This window comes from Acinetobacter sp. YH12218 (genome assembly GCF_013417925.1).
Taxonomy (GTDB): domain Bacteria; phylum Pseudomonadota; class Gammaproteobacteria; order Pseudomonadales; family Moraxellaceae; genus Acinetobacter; species Acinetobacter amyesii.
The window spans coordinates 1-18,216 of the sequence record NZ_VPDB01000010.1; the positions used below are offsets into that span (position 1 = coordinate 1).

Sequence of the window (18,216 nt, forward strand, 5' to 3'; positions counted from 1 at the left end):
TTGATCTAACATTGCTAACGTCTCCAGAGGAGTAAATTTATTTGATGAGAGAATGATAGAACAAACCATTAAATAGGTGAAACGGTTTGTTTTTATAAAATTAATCGGTTTTACAAATCAAATGATTGAATTTCTTTCTAAATCATTAGAATATACCGATGTGAATCCAGTCAATATTGGGCCACTATCGAGAAATACAAGTTAAATAGTGGAAAAATAAACGAATTCATCGCGCTTTAAGCAAGACAATGCTAGAGTCAACCCTATTGTATTGAGAACTTTTTAGAGAAATGGCATGCAGGTCAAGCAAGGGATTTATCAGCATTATAAAGGTCAGTTGTATCAAGTCTTTCATGTTGCAACACATAGTGAAACGCGTGAAAAAGTTGTGGTCTATCAGTGCTTGTATGACGACTATTCAATGTGGGTTAGACCCTTAGAGATGTTTATGGAAACCGTTGAAATTGATGGTGAAGTAATTCCACGTTTTAAGCTGATCCAAGAAACCCACTAAGTAGATATTTAGTACTTCAATTTATAAATATGAAAGAAATAACAAAAGGACAGAATCATGAGCATGGATGCAAATTTTAAAAACTATATGCAACAACTCTATGCAGACTTTAGTGCTCACGATGCTGCGCAAAATCACCGACTTGCGCGTTACCGAAATATTAAGCCTGAGTCTGCACTGTTTTTAGCTATGCAAATTCGCTTAAAACAAGCCAAACAGATCTTGGAAATTGGAACATCTACAGGCTATTCCACGCTGTGGTTAGCAGATGCTGCGCAGTCTACACAAGGGTGGGTCGAAACCATTGAAATTGATGCAGCGCGCATTGAGAAAGCTAAACAGCATGCGGAAAATTTAGCTTTATCCGAATACATCGAATTTCATCATGGCGATGCACTGCATTTTTTACAGCATTCAAATCGTCGTTATGACTTCATTTTATTAGATGCAGAACGTGATGCGTATGTGGCGTATTGGTCATATTTAGCTGAATTGATACAAGTTCAAAATGGCGTGTTGATCGTGGATAATGTGCTATCACATGCCAATGAGGTCGCTGAATTTATCCAACGTGTTGAAACGGATGATCGTTTTATCAGTACGACCTTAAATGTGGGCGCAGGGCTCTTTATGGTGACTTGGCGCAACTAAAAATCAGGGCATTCAGCCCTGATTTGATCGAATTTTTTTTAATTAGTAAAAATACTGTTGCTATAGCGCTGAGCTTGTAGCGGTTTAACCCTGTAAGCTTACTCGTGAAAAATGTAGATCATATTCTAAATATTTGTGGACAAATGCCGTTTTATCACTACATCGAAGTAAATTATCATAAATAAAAGGTGAAACTGGATAAAAGAGATCCCCAGAACCATTCGCATAAAATATTTTTAAGTAACGTGAAGAAGAACTGTATTTCCAAGAAGTTACAACAGTTGTTGTCATAAGCCACCCCTTATTGCGTTGTTATAGTCATACTGCAGTTAAAGGTTTATCTCATTTGAAATTAAGACAAATTTAGGGCGTGAAGTATTGCAGAATTGTTAAAAAATAATGTTTTATCTCACATTTTTTTCATTTCTTTATCAACTAATTTGATAAAAATAATGCCAGTTCAAAGAAATGCCATAAGCGTCATTCTCACTTGTTGGTGTCGGGGGAGTTAAAAACTACGGCATTGTTCTGATTTATTGCCTTTGACTTGGTTGTTGCTGCCATTAATTGAAAAAGCATTTTCAAGACAAATCAAATTACCTGCGATTTCATTATTATTTAGAACAATATTGCCGTTATTTTTCTTTAATTTCAGGTCGCCTGAAATTTGGTTATTGAGGAGTTGGATGTTTTTCCCTGTCGTAAAATCGACATTGCCACTGATATTGTTATGATTGGCAATGATCTTGGTAAAATTTTTATTAGACTCAATATTGCCTTTTATATGATTGTCATGCAGTTCAACACTAGCGCCATTTTCTAAAATAACATTGCCATGAACAATTAAACCTTCAAGCTGACAATTTTTTTTGACTTTAATATCTTCACGAATACTTTGGTTTTTAATTTCACCTTCGCAGTTCACGGCAGCAAAAGTCGTAAACGAACATAAAATTAAACTGATCGAGACGAAATATTTTTTCATGGGCTTACATCTTCCTGAAATAAGCAATTGACCTAAAATTCAAGTTAAAAATACTGAAATACCGACAAAGATGTAAGTCTAAACTATCAGGTATGAGGCGCATTTTTATTATATTTGTGTAAGTGCTAAGTTGATGAATATCTATAGATAGATGGAAAGTGCTAGGGCGTTATAGCTGTATGAATAAAGTGTGAACTGCGTAGGGTATATAGAGGTACATACTCTCCAATAATAGGCACAAAAAAACCACGCTAAAAGCGTGGTTTTTGAATCAGTTCAATCTAATACAGATTAGATTTTACCAACTAGGTCGATTGAAGGAGCAAGAGTTGCATCGCCTTCTTTCCATTTAGCTGGGCAAACTTCGCCTGGGTGAGCGTGTACGTATTGAGCTGCTTTAACTTTACGAAGAAGTTCTTGAGCATCACGACCGATACCACCAGCGTTGATTTCAACGATTTGGATTTTACCTTCTGGATCGATAACGAAAGTACCACGATCAGCAAGACCGTCAGCTTCGATTAATACATCAAAGTTTTTAGCAAGAGTCCAGTTCGCATCACCAACCATTACGTATTGGATTTTTTTGATTTCTTCTGAAGAATCGTGCCAAGCTTTGTGAGTGAAATGAGTGTCAGTAGAAACTGAGTAGATTTCAACACCTAGTTTTTGGAATTCTGCATAGTTGTCAGCAAGGTCACCAAGTTCAGTTGGGCAAACGAAAGTGAAGTCAGCTGGGTAGAAGAATACAACAGACCATTTACCTTTAAGATCAGCTTCAGTTACTTCGATGAATTGACCATTTTGGAATGCTTGTGCTTTAAACGGTTTAACTTCAGTATTAATTAAGCTCATCATTGTCTCCATGATTGAGGTTTGTTTTTGATTTCCAATAGGGTACAGAAATTTTTCTTATTGCTGAAATAGTATTTTTACATAACTAATATCGGAAAATCCGAATTAGTACACTCCAGAACTATTTCAACAATAACGATTATTTATCATTATTTCATTCGATATAAGCCATATCAATGCCATATAAAGTTGAAAGTAAAATGACAAAATCATCTTTTTAAAATCTGTAACCAACATGATGCTTGTGGCATAAGATTTCAAGGGTGATCTCTAAAAAAGTTATAAAAAATATTTCAAATTATAGAATGTGTTCATATAAGATGGCATGAACATAAAATGATTCCAGATTTGATCAGGTGCTTAGTCAATTTTTTTCGTATCATTGCCATTCTCAGTCTTGCACTTGCATCACTATGTATTCTTAAAGTTGAAGACACAGGTACAAATTTATGTATCTATGAATACTTGCAACCTCAAAAAGCGATCTATTTTAATGAACTATTAGGAACTTCATCAGATGATCCTACGCTATTGAGTACCATGGGAATCGTTGGAATCTTCTTTTTTTTCCCACTGTTGCTATCATTTAGACGTGCTTGGTATGTGGTTATATTATGGCTATATGCGATTTTTCAATTCATCATCATTTTAATGATAGAAACTGCTTCAATTTCAAAAATTATCTATGACAGTATTGTTTATTGTCATAATGGTTGGTTGTTCGCATGGGTGATCGGGCTGAGCATATTTATTATTTTTAGTTTCGTTTATATTTTCTATGGCACTGAAACTAATAGATAAAGCATCCAAATGGATAAGCTTGAGTTGCCTATTCTTGTCAGCATGTTGCTTCATTTTATCTATACTGGATGACTCAAGAATGTGCTTTCAAGATGCTAGCTCGAATCAAATTATTTATTATGCTGAAATGAATGGTTTTTCATCGGATGAACCTCTTTTATTTATTTTTATTGCGTTGATTTGCTTTTTATTCTCAATTCTTTTTGTGCTTAGCAAAATCTGTTCATCATTTTTTGATCATCTCTTTCATTTTATTGATGTTTTTAATTATGCCGTTGAGTATGTCTTATACAGTGCCATTTTATCAGCTATTACATGACAGCATAGAAGCATGTGGCAATTATTGGTTATTGGCCGCAATTTTAGTTTTTTATCATTTTATTCTGTTCGGCTTCATCTATTGGTTTCAGGCACGCAAAAAATAGATTCATCTTTCACTATTTTTACATACAGCGTAAAATATTCGGTTCTATTTTTAATTATTAGGATAATGCATCTGTGCCAAGTCAGTTAAATGTCGATCAATTGGTCATGGTTCGTGATCGCCATCGCTTAAGTCGGCTGAAAAAAGGCAAAGAAGCCAATCCTGAAAAATTTCAAGATTTGTTTGAAAAGTCGAATGCGAAAGTCCGCGAACGGATTGCCCGCATCCCAAATATTAAATTAAATCAAGACTTACCTGTTACGCAGTATGCAGACAAACTGATCGATGCGATTCAAAAGCATCAAGTGATTATTGTGGCAGGTGAAACCGGTTCGGGTAAAACCACGCAGTTACCGCAAATTGCCATGCTTGCAGGTCGTGGTTTAACGGGTTTGATTGGACATACGCAACCTCGTCGACTGGCCGCACGTAGCGTTTCGCAGCGTATTGCCGAAGAAGTGGGCGAAAAGCTGGGGGAGTCGATCTCCTTTAAAGTTCGTTTCAATGAACAAGGTTCACAAGATTCAATCGTTCGTTTGATGACCGACGGTATTTTATTGGCTGAACTGGCCAATGACCGATTCTTAAATAAATACGACACGATTATTATCGATGAAGCGCATGAACGTTCGCTAAATATCGACTTCATCATGGGCTATCTCAAACAGCTCTTGCCACGTCGTAAAGATCTCAAAGTTATCATTACCTCCGCGACATTAGACGTAAATCGCTTCTCTAATTACTTCAATGGGGCACCTATTTTTGAAGTCGAAGGTCGAAGCTTCCCTGTAGAATTGCGTTATCGTCCGATTTCAGAGCTGAGTATTGTCGGCAGTGATGATGATGAATTTGACGATTTTGAAGAAAATTTACCTCGTGCCGTGGTTTCAGCTGTAGAAGAATGTTTTCAAGATGCGCAGGAAAAAGGTCATCCTGAACATGCCGACATTTTGATTTTTGCCAGCACTGAACAAGAAATTCGTGAGTTACAGGAAACACTGCAAAAGTTTGGGCCAAGACATACCGAAGTTTTGCCATTATATGCTCGATTGGCTTTGGCAGAACAGCAAAAGATCTTTAATCCATCAGGCGGTGGGCGACGTATTATTATTGCCACCAACGTGGCAGAAACGGCTTTAACCGTACCGAATATTCGCTACGTAATTGATAGTGGCTTTGCACGGATATCCCGTTATAACTATCGCTCACGTGTACAGCGTCTACCGATTGAGGTTGTATCACAGGCGGCAGCAAATCAGCGTAAAGGTCGTTGTGGTCGTATCGCGCCGGGTGTGTGTATTCGACTATATTCAGAAGAAGACTTTATGAGTCGTCCTGAATTTACCGAGCCTGAGATTAAACGAACCAACTTGGCCTCGGTTATTTTGCAAATGCAAAGTTTGGGCTTTGGTGAATTAGAAGACTTTGATTTTATTGAGCCGCCAGATCATCGTTTGGTGAATGATGGTCGTAAGCTTTTGATTGAGCTTGGGGCGATGGTTGAGAAAGGGAAAGCCCCTCTTTCGCAAAGAGGGGTTGGGGGAGATTCTATTGAAAGTAATCCCCCTAAATCCCCCTTTACAAAAGGGGGACTTCCTCCGGCGAAGGGTGGTGGTTTAACCAAAATTGGTCAGCAAATGGCGAAAATGCCAATCGACCCGCGTCTTGCACGGATGATTTTGGGCGGAGCGCATTTTGGCGTATTAAATGAAGTCTTGATTATTGTCGCTGCTTTGGCAGTACAAGATCCACGTGAACGTCCTGCGGATAAACAAATGCAGGCCGATCAGAAACATGCTTTGTTCCGTGAAGCTGACTCAGATTTCTTGTTCTATATCAAGTTATGGGAAGCTTTAGTCGCCAACCGTGACATGAGTGAAAATAAGCGTCGTACATTTGCACGCAACCATTTCCTGAGTTGGTTACGCCTCCGTGAGTGGAAAAAAACCCATGAGCAATTGGTGGATTTGGCTCAGGGCTTAAAACTGTCCTTTAATGAAAAGAAGGCCAATTATGAAAATCTGCACCGTGCGTTATTAACGGGTTTACTTTCATTTATTGCCAACAAAACCGATGAACGTAATGTGTTCATGGCAGTGCGTCAGCAAAAGGCACGTATTTTCCCTGCATCAACTTTGCATAAAACAAATACACCTTGGGTCATGGCTTTTGAGATGGTGGAAACCTCTCAGGTATATCTTCGTACATTGGCGAAAATTGAACCTGAATGGATTTTATTGGCTGCAGGCGATTTATTGAAGCATCATTATTTTGAGCCGCATTGGTCGAAAAAAGCTGGTGTGGTGAATGCTTATGATCAAATTTCTTTATTTGGTTTGATTATTGAGCCACGTCGTCAGATTAATTATGAAAAATTGGATCATCCGGCGGCGCATGAAATTTTCCTACGCGATGCGTTGACGACGGGACATTTGGGTATTACGCCGCCGTTCTTAAAACACAATTTATTAAAACTCGAAGAAGTTGAGCGTGTTGAAGATAAACTGCGTCGTCGTGATTTGGTGGTGGATGAAGAAACCATCTACCAATTTTATGCTGCAAAAGTGCCTGAAGAGGTGGCAAGTCGTCGTAGTTTTGAAGACTGGCGTGCAACTGTAGAACCGAAAAATCCACGGCATTTATTTATCGATGATGATGCGCTTTGGATGAATGACCGTCCAACGACCCAGCAATTTCCAGACTACCTACGAAATGGTGAACTGCGTTTGGCTGCAAGTTATCGTTTTGACCCAAGTCATGATGAAGATGGTGCAACGGTCAAAATTCCAGTTCAAGCTTTGCCGCAAGTGGATGAAAATATTTGGTCATGGGGTATACCTGGTTGGCGACAAGACCTGATTGAAGCTTTACTTAAAGCACTGCCTAAGGATAAACGCCGTCACTTGGTGCCAATACCTGATACAGCGCGTAAATTGATGGATCGTGTCGATGCCGTGCATTTGCGCGAGCATATTTTTAGTTTCTTGGCGTTCCAACTGCGTGGTGAGCAAATCACAGATAAGGACTTTTCTTGGGAACGCGTTGAGCAATATCTGCTGCCTTTAATCAAAGTCATTGATGAAAAAGGCCGTGTGATTGAGCAAGGTCGTGATCTAGATGAACTCAAAGCACGCTGTCGTACGGAAACTCATAGCCCAGTCAAACAGTTAAAAGGTGAGTTTAAAACCTTCCCTGATAATTTTGTGTTCGAAGCATCACAAAAAGTCACGGGTGTGGTGGTGAAACAATATCAAGCGCTTGTTCCAGTCAAAAGCTTTGCGGAGTTGGATGCCAAAGATGAATCGGGTGTGGTGATTCAGACCTTCAATGACCAATTTGAAGCAGTCAAACAACACCGCGAAGGGATCATTCGTTTGGTTCATATGCAGCTGGGGGACTTAGTTCGTCAGTTGAAAAAACAGATTTCTAAACCCTTGGCATTGGCTTATTCACCGCTAGGTGACAAAGCCAAACTAGAGCAAATGTTAGTTTATGCCACACTTCAGCTTGCAATAAATGAGCTACCTGTCAATGTGCAGGAGTACCAAAACCTGATTTTAAATGTAAAGAAATCTTTCTTAACCCATGGGCAACAAGCATTAGCCGTTTTAACTGAAACCTATATTCAATGGCAGGATATACGTCGGAAATTGTTGGTTTTAGATGATTCTGTGTTTGGAAAGAACATTGATGACATTGAAGATCAACTCGATTTGATGCAACTTTCAGATTTTGTTTATGGCAAAACTTCCGATGTGTGGCTCGAATTTCCAAGATATTTGAAGGCATTAGTCTTGCGTTTAGACCGCTTGCCAAATAACCTACAAAGGGACAATTCTGCCATTGATCAAGTTGACCCATGGATGGAAAAATTATTTAAGTTTAAAAATGACACTCGCCTTAAAGAATTGTATTTCATGGTTGAGGAGTTACGCATCTCTATTTTCTCTCAACCAATGAAGACCAAGATGCCAATTTCTCCATCCCGCTTGCAAAAAGTATGGGATAAGCTCGGAATCAGTTAAGATATAGGTAATTTCTAAAAGGAGTTTTACATGGGCATCCGCATTACGGGTACAGGTCTTTATCATCCAGAAGACGTAATTACTAACGAAGAGTTAGTTGAAGCTTTAAATGCTTATGTGGAACAGTACAACAGTGATAATGCTGAAAAAATTGAAGCCGGTGAGCTAGAAGCGCGCCGTGGTTCAAGTGCAGAATTTATCGAAAAAGCATCTGGCGTAAAAGCACGTTATGTTGCTGAAAAAAGCGGTATTTTAGATCCAAAACGTTTACGTCCAGTATTGCATGAACGTTCAAATGATGAATTGTCTATTCAAGCGGAATGGGGCGTAGCTGCTGCAAAGCAAGCGATGGGAAATGCGGGTGTGACTGCTGAAGACATCGATGTTGTGATCTTGTCGTGCTCTAACATTCAACGTGCATATCCAGCCGTTTCAATTGAAATTCAAACTGCGTTGGGTATTCAGGGTTATGCCTATGACATGAACGTTGCATGTTCAGCTGCAACTTTTGGTATTAAGCAAGCCTATGACGCGATCAAATCAGGCGCTCGTCGCGTGTTATTGGTGAACGTTGAGATCACATCTGGTCATACAGATTTCCGTATGCGTGACTGTCACTTCATCTTTGGTGACGTTGCAACGGCTTCGATCATTGAAGAAACTGAAACCAAAGCTGGTTTTGAAGTGTTGGATATTGACCTGTTTACTCAGTTCTCAAACAACATTCGTAACAACTTCGGTTACTTAAATATGAGTGAAGTCGATGCTGACATCGACAACAACCGTTTCCGTCAAGACGGTCGTAAAGTATTTAAAGAAGTGTGTCCATTAGTGGCGAAAATGATCACTAAGCAATTGGATGACAATAAAATTGCGGCAACAGATGTAAAACGCTTCTGGTTACACCAAGCGAATGCCAGCATGAATGAATTGATTCTGAAACTGGTTGTGGGCAAAGAACATGCTCAGCCAGACCTTGTGCCAATCATTCTTGATGAATTTGCCAATACTTCATCAGCAGGTGTCATTATTGCATTGCACCGTACTGCGAATGAAGTAAACCATGGCGAATATGGTGTACTTTGCTCATTTGGTGCAGGCTACTCAGTAGGTTCTGTACTTGTTCAAAAACATGATGCTGCCTAAGGTCAGCACATTTGCAGGTTGAACATGATGCAAAATGGATAAAGCGTTTAAGTGCTTTATCCCGCATGTATTTCACGCCGACCTTTTTTGGCGCTGAATATATTGATGCATCAAAACCTGCAATGTATGTAGGGAATCATACAATTTACGGTGTACTCGATTCACCGTTGATTATTGATTATCTCTACAATGAACATAAAGTGGCTGTGGTCAGTATCGCTGATCATAGCCATTTTTATTTGCCCGGTTGGCGTGGCATGGTCAAAAAGTTCGGTGCAGTCCAAGGTATTCAGGACTATGTCAGAACTGTGATGCAACAAGGTTATTCCATTTTAGTTTTTCCCGGTGGTGGTCGAGAGGTTTTGAAGCGAAAAGGCGAAGCCTATCAACTGATTTGGAAGCAACGTTATGGCTTTTTAAAACTGGCGCAAGAATTTAATTATGATATCGTGCCTTTTGCCGCTTTAGGTGGAGATGAAGTCTTTGAACTGGGTTTTGATGCCAGTGTGATCGTTGAACATCGTTGGTTTAAACAACTATTAAAAATACAAAAACTCGATAAATTATTACGTCATGGTGATGTGATTCCGTCTTTACCTAAACGGATTATCCCCAAGCGCATTCCATTCTATTTTCAATTTTTACCCCGTCAAAGTTTGAGTCATATTCAGAGTGTAGAGGCTTTAAAGCTCTATCGAGAGGCACTACAACAAGATATTTACACTGCCATAGAACAGCTTAAGAAAATCCGTTCAGAACCACATTCTACAGATCAATAATAGTGACTACTCTTCAACTTCATCCATTTTTTATTCGTCACAGCTCAAAATCATAGTGAATTTTGTCACAACAATAGCTTTTAGACTTTTTTATTGAATGCCTTTGTATTGACCTTTTGTACAGCTATTTGGTTGATTAATGGCAGTAGTCGGAGCATTAAACTTTGACTATAGTGAAGGTTGAAAAATATTCAACAATCGTTAGGGCGGAAGATGGAAAAGAAAAGCTTGACCCCGCAGCTAGAGCATATTGCTCGGCAACTTATTCGAATATCTCCAAGTTTAAAGCAGTTGTATCAAGAGCAAATGGATCTTGCTACGGCACTCAATTCACAAAATATCTTTAAAATTGAACAAGAGCTGCACCGCATTCAACTGTGTAATGGACTGTGGACCTTACAACTACAAAGTCGTGAATCAATTGGCTATCAGTTTCCTAGAAGTCCATTTAGACCCATCAAAATTGCTGAATTGCATTCGACAGTGCCATGTATTGAGGCAATAGAAGATTTCTTATTTCATGAATTGTATTTTTTTACTGGCGACCTAAAGCCGCAACATTCACTCTTGCTCAGAGAAAAAGCACAGCAATTTAGACAATTGATCTTACAGTCGATTTTTCAACATCTAAATGGGTCAGCGCGTGTTCAACAGTTTTTAGCACAGATGACAGCAGTTGAAGCGCAAATTTTTGATCAGTTGATGCAAGAGCAGCAGATTTATCAGACACCGCTATTACAAACGTATATCGAATGCCAAATCTGTCTACCCCATTGGTTGATGCAAAAGATTGAGCAGATGTTCGCACTCAACTCACTTACAGAAGCTGAAATATTGCCGATACAACTGTTAATGGATAGTTTGGACGAGATTTGTTTTGCTACGGCACAATTTTTAGATCCGACGATTTATCGGATCATGAGTTTGAGTTATGAAGATCGGTTCAATTTACAAGAATTAAATGAACATATAGAAGATATTATTTTGTTGCTCGACCATGCATATGAGCGTCCCAATTTACTAGGCTTTATTCGTATGATGCATCGGGATGTTTGGGCAGAACAGGACATATTAAGCCATAGCAATTTTGTGCAAGCCACAGCAATTTGGCAAAAAAAATGTGGAAAACTCCCTTTACTCGATAACAATCGTGCAGTGCGATGGATGTTCAAACAGTCAGCCGAAGTGTTGGATTGGCTGAGTCGTAATTTCCAACACAGTAATGTACGTGTGGCTGTGACAGCATTGAGTTTTGTCGATACGCAGCATATTCATCCCTCGTTGATTCTTGCGACCTTACAACATTTTCAATTTATTGCAGCGCGTTTATTTATTCAAAATTGCCATGCGATTGCGCATGAACATGGCTGGTTTAATCATGAAAAAAATCTGCAATTTGTTTTGCAGCGAAAATATCAGCAGCATGATGATCACCGGGTGGTGATCAGCCCATCGATTTTGTATTTAGATGAGTGGTTGATCTTAATGCGACAGGTGTTGGGCGCAGAGGATCAGGCAATTAAAAAAGTCTATCTACCCTTGAGCCGTATTATGCAGGCTTATCTGCAGCATTTAGTGCGTTGTACGCAGCATTTACCGCAGGCTTTGATGGATTATATCCGTACAGAAACCCAAGAAAATCGCCAATTTTTAAATGTTTTACGACAACATAAAATTCAACTGCAGGATTTTCGAAACTTATTTTATTTAAAGCATGCTAATTTAAGAGTATCTGTATTTGATGCCTATGTGCGTGACTATGTCAGTGCTGCCTATTCGACAGGTCATACAGTGCCTAAAAATATCACGTGGAATGGGGTCTTTCATCAGGCGGTGCATTGGCATGCTAAGCAACAAAAGCAAGAAGTGTTAACTCAATTAAAGCGTCAATTTTCGACAACGGTTTGGCAGCCGGTTACAACTGAAGACAAAATATATTTTCAAGATTGGGTCTTTGAGGAATTAAAAACCATCGATCGAATTATTGATGAATCTATTCAGTTTAAACATTGTTTGGCATCAAGTTATAGCGCCAGTATCATTGCAAGAGTATATGTAGCTTTTCATATGTACCATCCCATTTTGCATGTATCGATGACTTTGGGCTGTCATGTGCAAAACCACATTTTGGTTTTTGATCAACTTGAGTATTCAAATAATACCCAAGCAGAAATAGAAAAAGTAAATATCGCCAAAGAATTTTTAAATAGGTTCAATAGCTTAAAGTAAGATTGGCGAAATACGGATTTAGGAAACTGTGTTGTGCGCTTAACTTTTGAGTCAAAAATCGTTAGGCTATAGCCGTTCTTTTACGGTATAGGTCTTATGAAACAAGAAACTGCACTCAAGCTGCTCAAAGCAGGCGAAAATGTGTTTTTAACAGGTTCGGCTGGTGCAGGTAAAACTTATACTTTAAATCAGTACATCAATTATCTAAAAGCGCGCAAAGTGCCGGTGGCAATTACGGCTTCTACAGGGATTGCTGCAACCCATATGAATGGCATGACAATTCATACATGGGCAGGGATTGGGATTAAAGATGCGATTTCCGAAGATGAGTTAAAGCGCTTAAAAGAACGTAAATATTTAAAAGAGCATTTGGAAAATGCCCAAGTTTTAATCATCGATGAAATTTCGATGTTGCATGCCAAGCAATTAAACTTGGTGAATAAAGTTTTAAAATTTTTTAAAGACAGTGAAGATGCTTTTGGGGGGATTCAAGTCATTGTTGCAGGTGACTTCTTCCAGTTACCCCCTGTGGGACGCAAAGGTGAATTAAACCGTGACAAGTTTTGCTTTATGTCTGAGGCATGGGTAGAAGCGAAGTTTCGCGTGTGTTATTTGACCGAACAACATCGTCAGGGTAATGACTATCTCAATGATATTCTAAATGCGATTCGTGCTCAGCAAATTACTGGCGATCATTTGCATGCTTTAAGGCAGACAAGTTCACAAAATATAGGTGAAACCTTTACGCGCTTGTATACCCATAATATGGATGTAGATAGTATTAACTATAAACATCTAAATGAAATTGAGCAAGAATCTCGCCAGTTTGAAGCCCAATGTGATGGTAATGATAAACTGATCGAAACCTTAAAATCTTCAGTGCGTGCGCCGGAAACTTTGACCTTAAAGAAAAATGCCAAAGTGATGTTTGTAAAAAACAACTTTGACGTGGGCTATATCAATGGCAGCCTCGGTGAAGTGATAGGTTTTGAAGAAGATGATGAATATGGCATCTTGCCTAAAGTAAAACTCACTGATGGCACGACCTTGGTGGTCGAGCCTGAAACATGGTCTGTCGATAATGATGATGGTAAAACCATTGCCAGTTTCCAACAAATTCCACTGCGTTTGGCCTGGGCGATCACCATTCATAAATCTCAAGGGATGACCCTTGCAGCGGCTGAAATTAACTTGACCCATACTTTTGAGAAAGGTCAGGGTTATGTGGCATTGTCGCGTTTAAAAACATTAGATGGTTTGCGTTTACTTGGTTTTAATGAACAAGCCTTAGAACTCGACAGTTTGGCCATTAAAGCCGATCGACGCTTTCAGGAACTCTCTGATGAAGCGGAAACCAATTTTGCAGAGGCCGATTTAACCGTTCAACACAAAGCCTTTATTCGCCATTGTGGCGGAACACTGAATGAAGTGGAAATCGAGCGCAATGAAAAGAAAATTGCCAAAACTGGTGCGAAACAAAGCTTTGCCACAGCGACTTTAGATCAAACTCGTGAATTATTTGAAGAAGGTTATGAAATTCAAGATATTGCAGTGGAGCGTGGTTTAACACCTGCTACGATTATTAACCATTTGGCTCGTCTGCAAAAAGAGCAAGGTTTGGATATCTCGGTGGCACATCCGGGAGAAGACGTGGTTGAACAGGTGCGTAAAATCTATAAACGCTTGGCGAAGCGACAAGACCCAGCACATTATAATGATGACGGCACGGTTAAGCTGCGCCCAATTGTGGAGTTGACCAGTCCACGCATGGGATATGACCAAGTTCGTTTGGCTTTATTATTTGTGGAATAATGGATATATGGTGCATACGAAAAATACTGATGAATAAAGTGTGGTTAATATCGTTCAATAGATTTAACAGCAGACTGTCTAAAGGATTCGTATTTTTCCTAAGCGATGGTTTACACTGTAGCAAGTTAATTTGCTAACGATTTGAATTATGACTTTTAGTGCATGGTATTCACTGCGTAAATTTGTCTATAACAATTTACATAATGATGATTATGAAACTAAATTTAGTCATTTTCTCAACTATGCTTTGATATTGCTGATTTTAGGTAATGCTGCTGCGGTTTTACTCGAATCGGTCAATGATATTTATTTGTCTTATCAAGTTTACTTTGATTTTTTTGAAAATTTTTCAATCATTATATTTAGTGTTGAATACGTATTGAGGCTTTGGTCGATTGCAGATAAAGACCCATTTTACTCCGCTTGGCGTAATCGTTTGAATTGGGTAAAAAGTGGTGGCGCAATTATTGATTTATTGGCAATTTTACCTGCATATCTAAATTTCTTTGTCCATTTTGATTTGCGTTTTTTACGTATTTTACGATTACTGCGTTTATTAAAATTAACTCGATATTTTGTGTCGTTGCAAATTTTGTTACGTGTCATTGAACGTGAAAAAGGTTCATTTCAAGCTGTTGTTTTTATTTTATTTATTATGATTATTATGGCCGCAGCTGGGGTGTATTTAGTTGAGAGTAAAGCACAGCCAGAGGTCTTTAGTTCTATTCCTGCGTCCATGTGGTGGGCTGTTGTTACTTTAACGACGGTCGGTTATGGCGATGTAACACCGATAACCCCTGTTGGGCGGATATTAGGTGCAATGATTACGATATTAGGGGTTGGCTTGGCAGCATTGCCAGCAGGTATTTTAGCCAATGGTTTGGCACATGAATTGGAGCAACGCAAACAACAATTAGAACTCAGTTTTCGTGAGTTGATTCAAAATCGTGAAATTGATTTTGTACTTGAGCCTGAAAAAATCGAAGAAATCCGAAAAACAGTGGGTTTAACCCGTGAGCAAACACAGGATATTATTTGGCAATTGTTACGTGAGCAAAAAGAGGAATCATTAAAGCAGGAGCGTGAGCAGTATGCATATTGCCCGCATTGTGGAAAAAAATTACCTGATTTGTAATGTGAAAAAAACACATTAGCTAAAGATGATTCAGTAAAACTTGATGAAGTATATTCATGTGAATAAAAAATAGTTAAATAAAATTTATGATGAATATGATTCATAAATATCATGATATGATAAATATAATTTAAAAATACTGATTTTCAGCTCATTCAGTATGTCGTTTGTGGAACTCATTATGTTGGAATTACGCCATCTCAAAACATTATTGGCACTCAGAGAACATGGTTCTTTGGTCGCTGCATCTAATGATCTGTGTTTAACGCCTTCTGCGCTTTCACATCAGTTGAAAGAGCTTGATCATTGGTATGGGGTAGAGGTGGTGAACCGACGGACACGTCCTGTGACCTTTTCGAATGTTGGGCAACGTTTACTACGCCTTGCCGATGACATTTTGCCGCAAGTTCAAATTGCGCAATCGGACATTACACGTATTGTGCATGGTCAAACTGGCCGAATTATTTTTTCTTCAGAATGCCATAGTTGCTTTGACTGGCTGATGCCGTTATTGAATGTCTACCGTCAGCAATACCCCGATGTAGATTTGGACTTTGCATCTGGCTTTGAAGCCAATCCGCATGAACTATTACAAACGGGCGAGTTTGATCTTCTGATTACTGCAGACCCGGTCAATTTAAAAGGTGTGGAATATTTCCCTATCTTTGAATATGAGTCTCGTTTGGTATTGTCGAATACACACCCATTGGTTCGTGCGACAAATGTGACTGTTCAAGAATTAGCAGAAGAAACGCTGATTACCTATCCGGTTGATAAACATCGTTTAGATATCATGGCGAAATTATTTTTACCGGCCAATATTCAACCTAAACATGTCCGTACCACAGATTTGACCCAGATGCTGATTCAGTTGGTTGCAAGTGGTCGTGGTATCGCGGCATTACCTGATTGGGTCGTGAATGAATATGAACAAAAAGGTTGGGTGACCTCTCGACGTTTAGATTGTGTTTCACCTGAAGGTTTAAGACGAACTTTGTACGCCGGTTATCGTACCGAAGAGGCTGAAAAAAGCTATTTTGAAGGCTTCCTAAAACAGTTGGCCAAATTCTCACAAAAACGCAATCAATATTATTCCAACTAAGGGGGAGCTATGACTCAGAGTCTTTTTGTATACGGGACATTACGTCTAGGTCAGCCCAATGCTCATGTGATGGAGCGTATTGGTGGCGAGTGGAAGAAAGGTGTGGTTTGGGGTGAGTTAGAACATAAAGGCTGGGGTGCGGCGATGGGCAGTCCGGGCATTCGTTTATCGAAGGCAGGTCTAGCGATTGAAGGCTATGTTTTTATCTCTGAAAACTTAGCCGCACATTGGGCGGCTTTAGATGAATTTGAAGGGGTTGAATATCAACGTGTGGCTGTCGATGTGCAACTGGAAGGCGGAGAATGGATGCAGAGTGAAATTTACGCGTTGAAATAATATTCAGGGGGAGAGTCGTGAAATACGTGGGTCATCCATACATCATGACTTCCCCAACCTTCGAAATATGTATCGATGATTCTGCTTGCTCTGTTGTTTCCTTGAGTGCATTTTCTTTCGAAGACCAGTATTTGAAAGAGTTGTATCTAAAGTGCTTGAATGCACAGAAATCACTTTAAGATTGCTATACAAGTGGATGAATAATTTTTAGAATTGAGCTGTATCTCACATTGAACCCTGTTTGAACTCAATCATGCCGAATACTATAGAACCTTCACCAACTCAACTCATGTCTGTGATTCAAACGCAGACAGCTATTGCCAAACTGGGTTTAGATCTAAATGCAGTGATGACCGTGGTCGCAGAACAGGCGCAGCAGATTACACACGCTAAAGGTGCAGTTGTAGAGTTGGCTGAAGATGGTGATATGGTCTATCGTGCAGTGTCTGGCGGGGCGAGCCATTTACTGGGTTTAAGACTTCATATTGAAAACAGCTTATCAGGTCTATGTATTGCACAAAAACAAACACTGTATTGCCAAGATTCGGAAACAGATGCACGGGTAGATCGCGTGGCATGTCAACGTGTTGGATTGCGTTCGATGGCAGTAGTGCCATTGATTCATTGTGATGAAGGTGTCGGTGTTTTAAAGATTTACTCTGACCAAGTCGATGCCTTTCAGGAAGCCGACTTGCATATATTAAGTTTGATGTCTGAGTTGATCGCTGCGGCGATGTACCATGCGACACATTTCGGTGCGACAGAGCTATATAAATTGGCGACGCAAGATAGCTTAACCGGCTTAGCTAATCGGGCTTTGTTTGTCGACTTTTTACGCCAAGGGATAGAAAAAGCACGTGCGCAGAAAAAAGTGTTGGGTATCTTGATGATTGATATGGATGGTCTGAAGCCGATTAATGATCAGTTTGGACATCGCATTGGGGATGCTGCACTGAAAGAAATCGCGCAGCGCATTTTGCGTGAAACGCGTCAAGATGACTTGGTTGCACGCTTGGGTGGTGATGAATTTGCTGTGATTTTAACCAATATTGCCAACTTAGAGCGTGCGCAAACGGCGATGAATCGAATCGCAGAAAGTTGCGGACTGCCATTTGCATTCGAGCAAATGAGCTTGAAAATTGGTGCCAGTATTGGCATGGCTTTATTTCCAGAGGATGCCGAATCCATCGATCAATTGGTCGAAATGGCTGATTTGAAAATGTACGCCAATAAGCGTGAACGGAAACAAGTAAATATTGAATAACTCACTGCTTAAATAATTCACTAATTGTTATGCAGGTGAATTCCTTCACTACCGCCAAATTATTGAAAGTATCAGAAAAAACATTTTTGATGGGAATACGTGTTGTCTCAAACAATTGCAGATGACATCACGGAATATCATTGTTTAATTTAAATCAA

The 18,216-nt window shown here is 39.4% G+C and carries 15 protein-coding genes; 12 read left to right on the top strand and 3 right to left on the bottom strand.

Features of this window, described 5'->3' with window-relative positions:
* Positions 1-295: 295 nt before the first annotated feature.
* Positions 296-514 (top strand): DUF1653 domain-containing protein, encoded by a 219-nt coding sequence (locus FTV03_RS04560; protein WP_078189028.1) that lies wholly within the window; start codon positions 296-298, stop codon positions 512-514.
* A gap of 57 nt (positions 515-571) precedes the next feature.
* A complete protein-coding gene (locus FTV03_RS04565) occupies positions 572-1,165 on the top strand; it encodes an O-methyltransferase (protein ID WP_180040199.1) in 594 nt (197 codons plus the stop codon).
* Positions 1,166-1,249: 84 nt separating this feature from the next.
* On the opposite strand, the gene FTV03_RS04570 is transcribed toward FTV03_RS04565, so the two are convergent.
* The 3 genes from FTV03_RS04570 to ahpC form a co-directional block, all read right to left on the bottom strand.
* Positions 1,250-1,456: a KTSC domain-containing protein gene (locus FTV03_RS04570; protein ID WP_078189026.1), complete on the bottom strand. Its 207-nt coding sequence runs from the start codon at positions 1,454-1,456 to the stop codon at positions 1,250-1,252.
* 217 nt (positions 1,457-1,673) lie between these two features.
* On the bottom strand, positions 1,674-2,150 hold the full coding sequence (locus tag FTV03_RS04575) for a hypothetical protein (protein WP_180034674.1): 477 nt from the start codon (positions 2,148-2,150) through the stop codon (positions 1,674-1,676).
* Between the two features lie 291 nt (positions 2,151-2,441).
* Entirely contained in the window at positions 2,442-3,005 is a 564-nt protein-coding gene (gene ahpC, locus FTV03_RS04580; protein ID WP_078193727.1) for an alkyl hydroperoxide reductase subunit C, read from the bottom strand.
* Positions 3,006-3,341: 336 nt separating this feature from the next.
* Between ahpC and FTV03_RS04585 the strand changes: the two genes are divergently transcribed.
* From FTV03_RS04585 to FTV03_RS04630, 10 genes are all read left to right on the top strand, one after another.
* Entirely contained in the window at positions 3,342-3,806 is a 465-nt protein-coding gene (locus FTV03_RS04585; RefSeq protein ID WP_180040201.1) for a hypothetical protein, read from the top strand.
* Between the two features lie 531 nt (positions 3,807-4,337).
* On the top strand, positions 4,338-8,255 hold the full coding sequence (locus FTV03_RS04590; RefSeq protein WP_218950612.1) for a DUF3418 domain-containing protein: 3,918 nt from the start codon (positions 4,338-4,340) through the stop codon (positions 8,253-8,255).
* A 30-nt stretch (positions 8,256-8,285) separates the two neighbouring features.
* Entirely contained in the window at positions 8,286-9,401 is a 1,116-nt protein-coding gene (locus tag FTV03_RS04595) for a beta-ketoacyl-ACP synthase III (RefSeq protein ID WP_180022509.1), read from the top strand.
* Between the two features lie 11 nt (positions 9,402-9,412).
* Complete coding sequence (locus FTV03_RS04600; RefSeq protein ID WP_180040205.1) at positions 9,413-10,180, top strand: 1-acyl-sn-glycerol-3-phosphate acyltransferase; 768 nt, start codon at positions 9,413-9,415, stop codon at positions 10,178-10,180.
* A gap of 213 nt (positions 10,181-10,393) precedes the next feature.
* Positions 10,394-12,409 carry a hypothetical protein gene (locus tag FTV03_RS04605; RefSeq protein WP_180040207.1) on the top strand — a complete coding sequence of 672 codons (2,016 nt, stop codon included), beginning with the start codon at positions 10,394-10,396 and terminating at the stop codon, positions 12,407-12,409.
* A 96-nt stretch (positions 12,410-12,505) separates the two neighbouring features.
* Entirely contained in the window at positions 12,506-14,221 is a 1,716-nt protein-coding gene (locus FTV03_RS04610) for an AAA family ATPase (protein ID WP_111885078.1), read from the top strand.
* Between the two features lie 148 nt (positions 14,222-14,369).
* Positions 14,370-15,356, top strand: a complete 987-nt coding sequence (locus FTV03_RS04615) for an ion transporter (protein WP_180040209.1) — start codon at positions 14,370-14,372, stop codon at positions 15,354-15,356.
* A 181-nt stretch (positions 15,357-15,537) separates the two neighbouring features.
* Positions 15,538-16,458: a LysR family transcriptional regulator gene (locus tag FTV03_RS04620; RefSeq protein WP_180040211.1), complete on the top strand. Its 921-nt coding sequence runs from the start codon at positions 15,538-15,540 to the stop codon at positions 16,456-16,458.
* 9 nt (positions 16,459-16,467) lie between these two features.
* Positions 16,468-16,794, top strand: a complete 327-nt coding sequence (locus FTV03_RS04625; protein ID WP_180040213.1) for a gamma-glutamylcyclotransferase family protein — start codon at positions 16,468-16,470, stop codon at positions 16,792-16,794.
* Between the two features lie 253 nt (positions 16,795-17,047).
* The gene (locus FTV03_RS04630) at positions 17,048-18,058 is read left to right on the top strand and encodes a sensor domain-containing diguanylate cyclase (RefSeq protein WP_180026930.1); all 1,011 of its coding nucleotides are present in this window, start codon (positions 17,048-17,050) and stop codon (positions 18,056-18,058) included.
* The last annotated feature ends 158 nt before the right edge of the window (positions 18,059-18,216 follow it).

Excerpts from the sequence above, each read along its gene's own strand:
- FTV03_RS04565 (WP_180040199.1), top strand. The coding sequence starts at position 572 with ATGAGCATGGATGCAAATTTTAAAAACTATATGCAACAACTCTATGCA.
- FTV03_RS04595 (WP_180022509.1), top strand. The coding sequence starts at position 8,286 with ATGGGCATCCGCATTACGGGTACAGGTCTTTATCATCCAGAAGACGTA.
- FTV03_RS04630 (WP_180026930.1), top strand. The coding sequence starts at position 17,048 with ATGCCGAATACTATAGAACCTTCACCAACTCAACTCATGTCTGTGATT.
- FTV03_RS04625 (WP_180040213.1), top strand. The coding sequence starts at position 16,468 with ATGACTCAGAGTCTTTTTGTATACGGGACATTACGTCTAGGTCAGCCC.
- FTV03_RS04615 (WP_180040209.1), top strand. The coding sequence starts at position 14,370 with ATGACTTTTAGTGCATGGTATTCACTGCGTAAATTTGTCTATAACAAT.
- FTV03_RS04620 (WP_180040211.1), top strand. The coding sequence starts at position 15,538 with ATGTTGGAATTACGCCATCTCAAAACATTATTGGCACTCAGAGAACAT.
- FTV03_RS04575 (WP_180034674.1), bottom strand. The coding sequence starts at position 2,150 with ATGAAAAAATATTTCGTCTCGATCAGTTTAATTTTATGTTCGTTTACG.
- FTV03_RS04590 (WP_218950612.1), top strand. The coding sequence starts at position 4,338 with ATGGTTCGTGATCGCCATCGCTTAAGTCGGCTGAAAAAAGGCAAAGAA.
- FTV03_RS04570 (WP_078189026.1), bottom strand. The coding sequence starts at position 1,456 with ATGACAACAACTGTTGTAACTTCTTGGAAATACAGTTCTTCTTCACGT.
- FTV03_RS04560 (WP_078189028.1), top strand. The coding sequence starts at position 296 with ATGCAGGTCAAGCAAGGGATTTATCAGCATTATAAAGGTCAGTTGTAT.
- ahpC (WP_078193727.1), bottom strand. The coding sequence starts at position 3,005 with ATGAGCTTAATTAATACTGAAGTTAAACCGTTTAAAGCACAAGCATTC.
- FTV03_RS04585 (WP_180040201.1), top strand. The coding sequence starts at position 3,342 with ATGATTCCAGATTTGATCAGGTGCTTAGTCAATTTTTTTCGTATCATT.
- FTV03_RS04610 (WP_111885078.1), top strand. The coding sequence starts at position 12,506 with ATGAAACAAGAAACTGCACTCAAGCTGCTCAAAGCAGGCGAAAATGTG.
- FTV03_RS04605 (WP_180040207.1), top strand. The coding sequence starts at position 10,394 with ATGGAAAAGAAAAGCTTGACCCCGCAGCTAGAGCATATTGCTCGGCAA.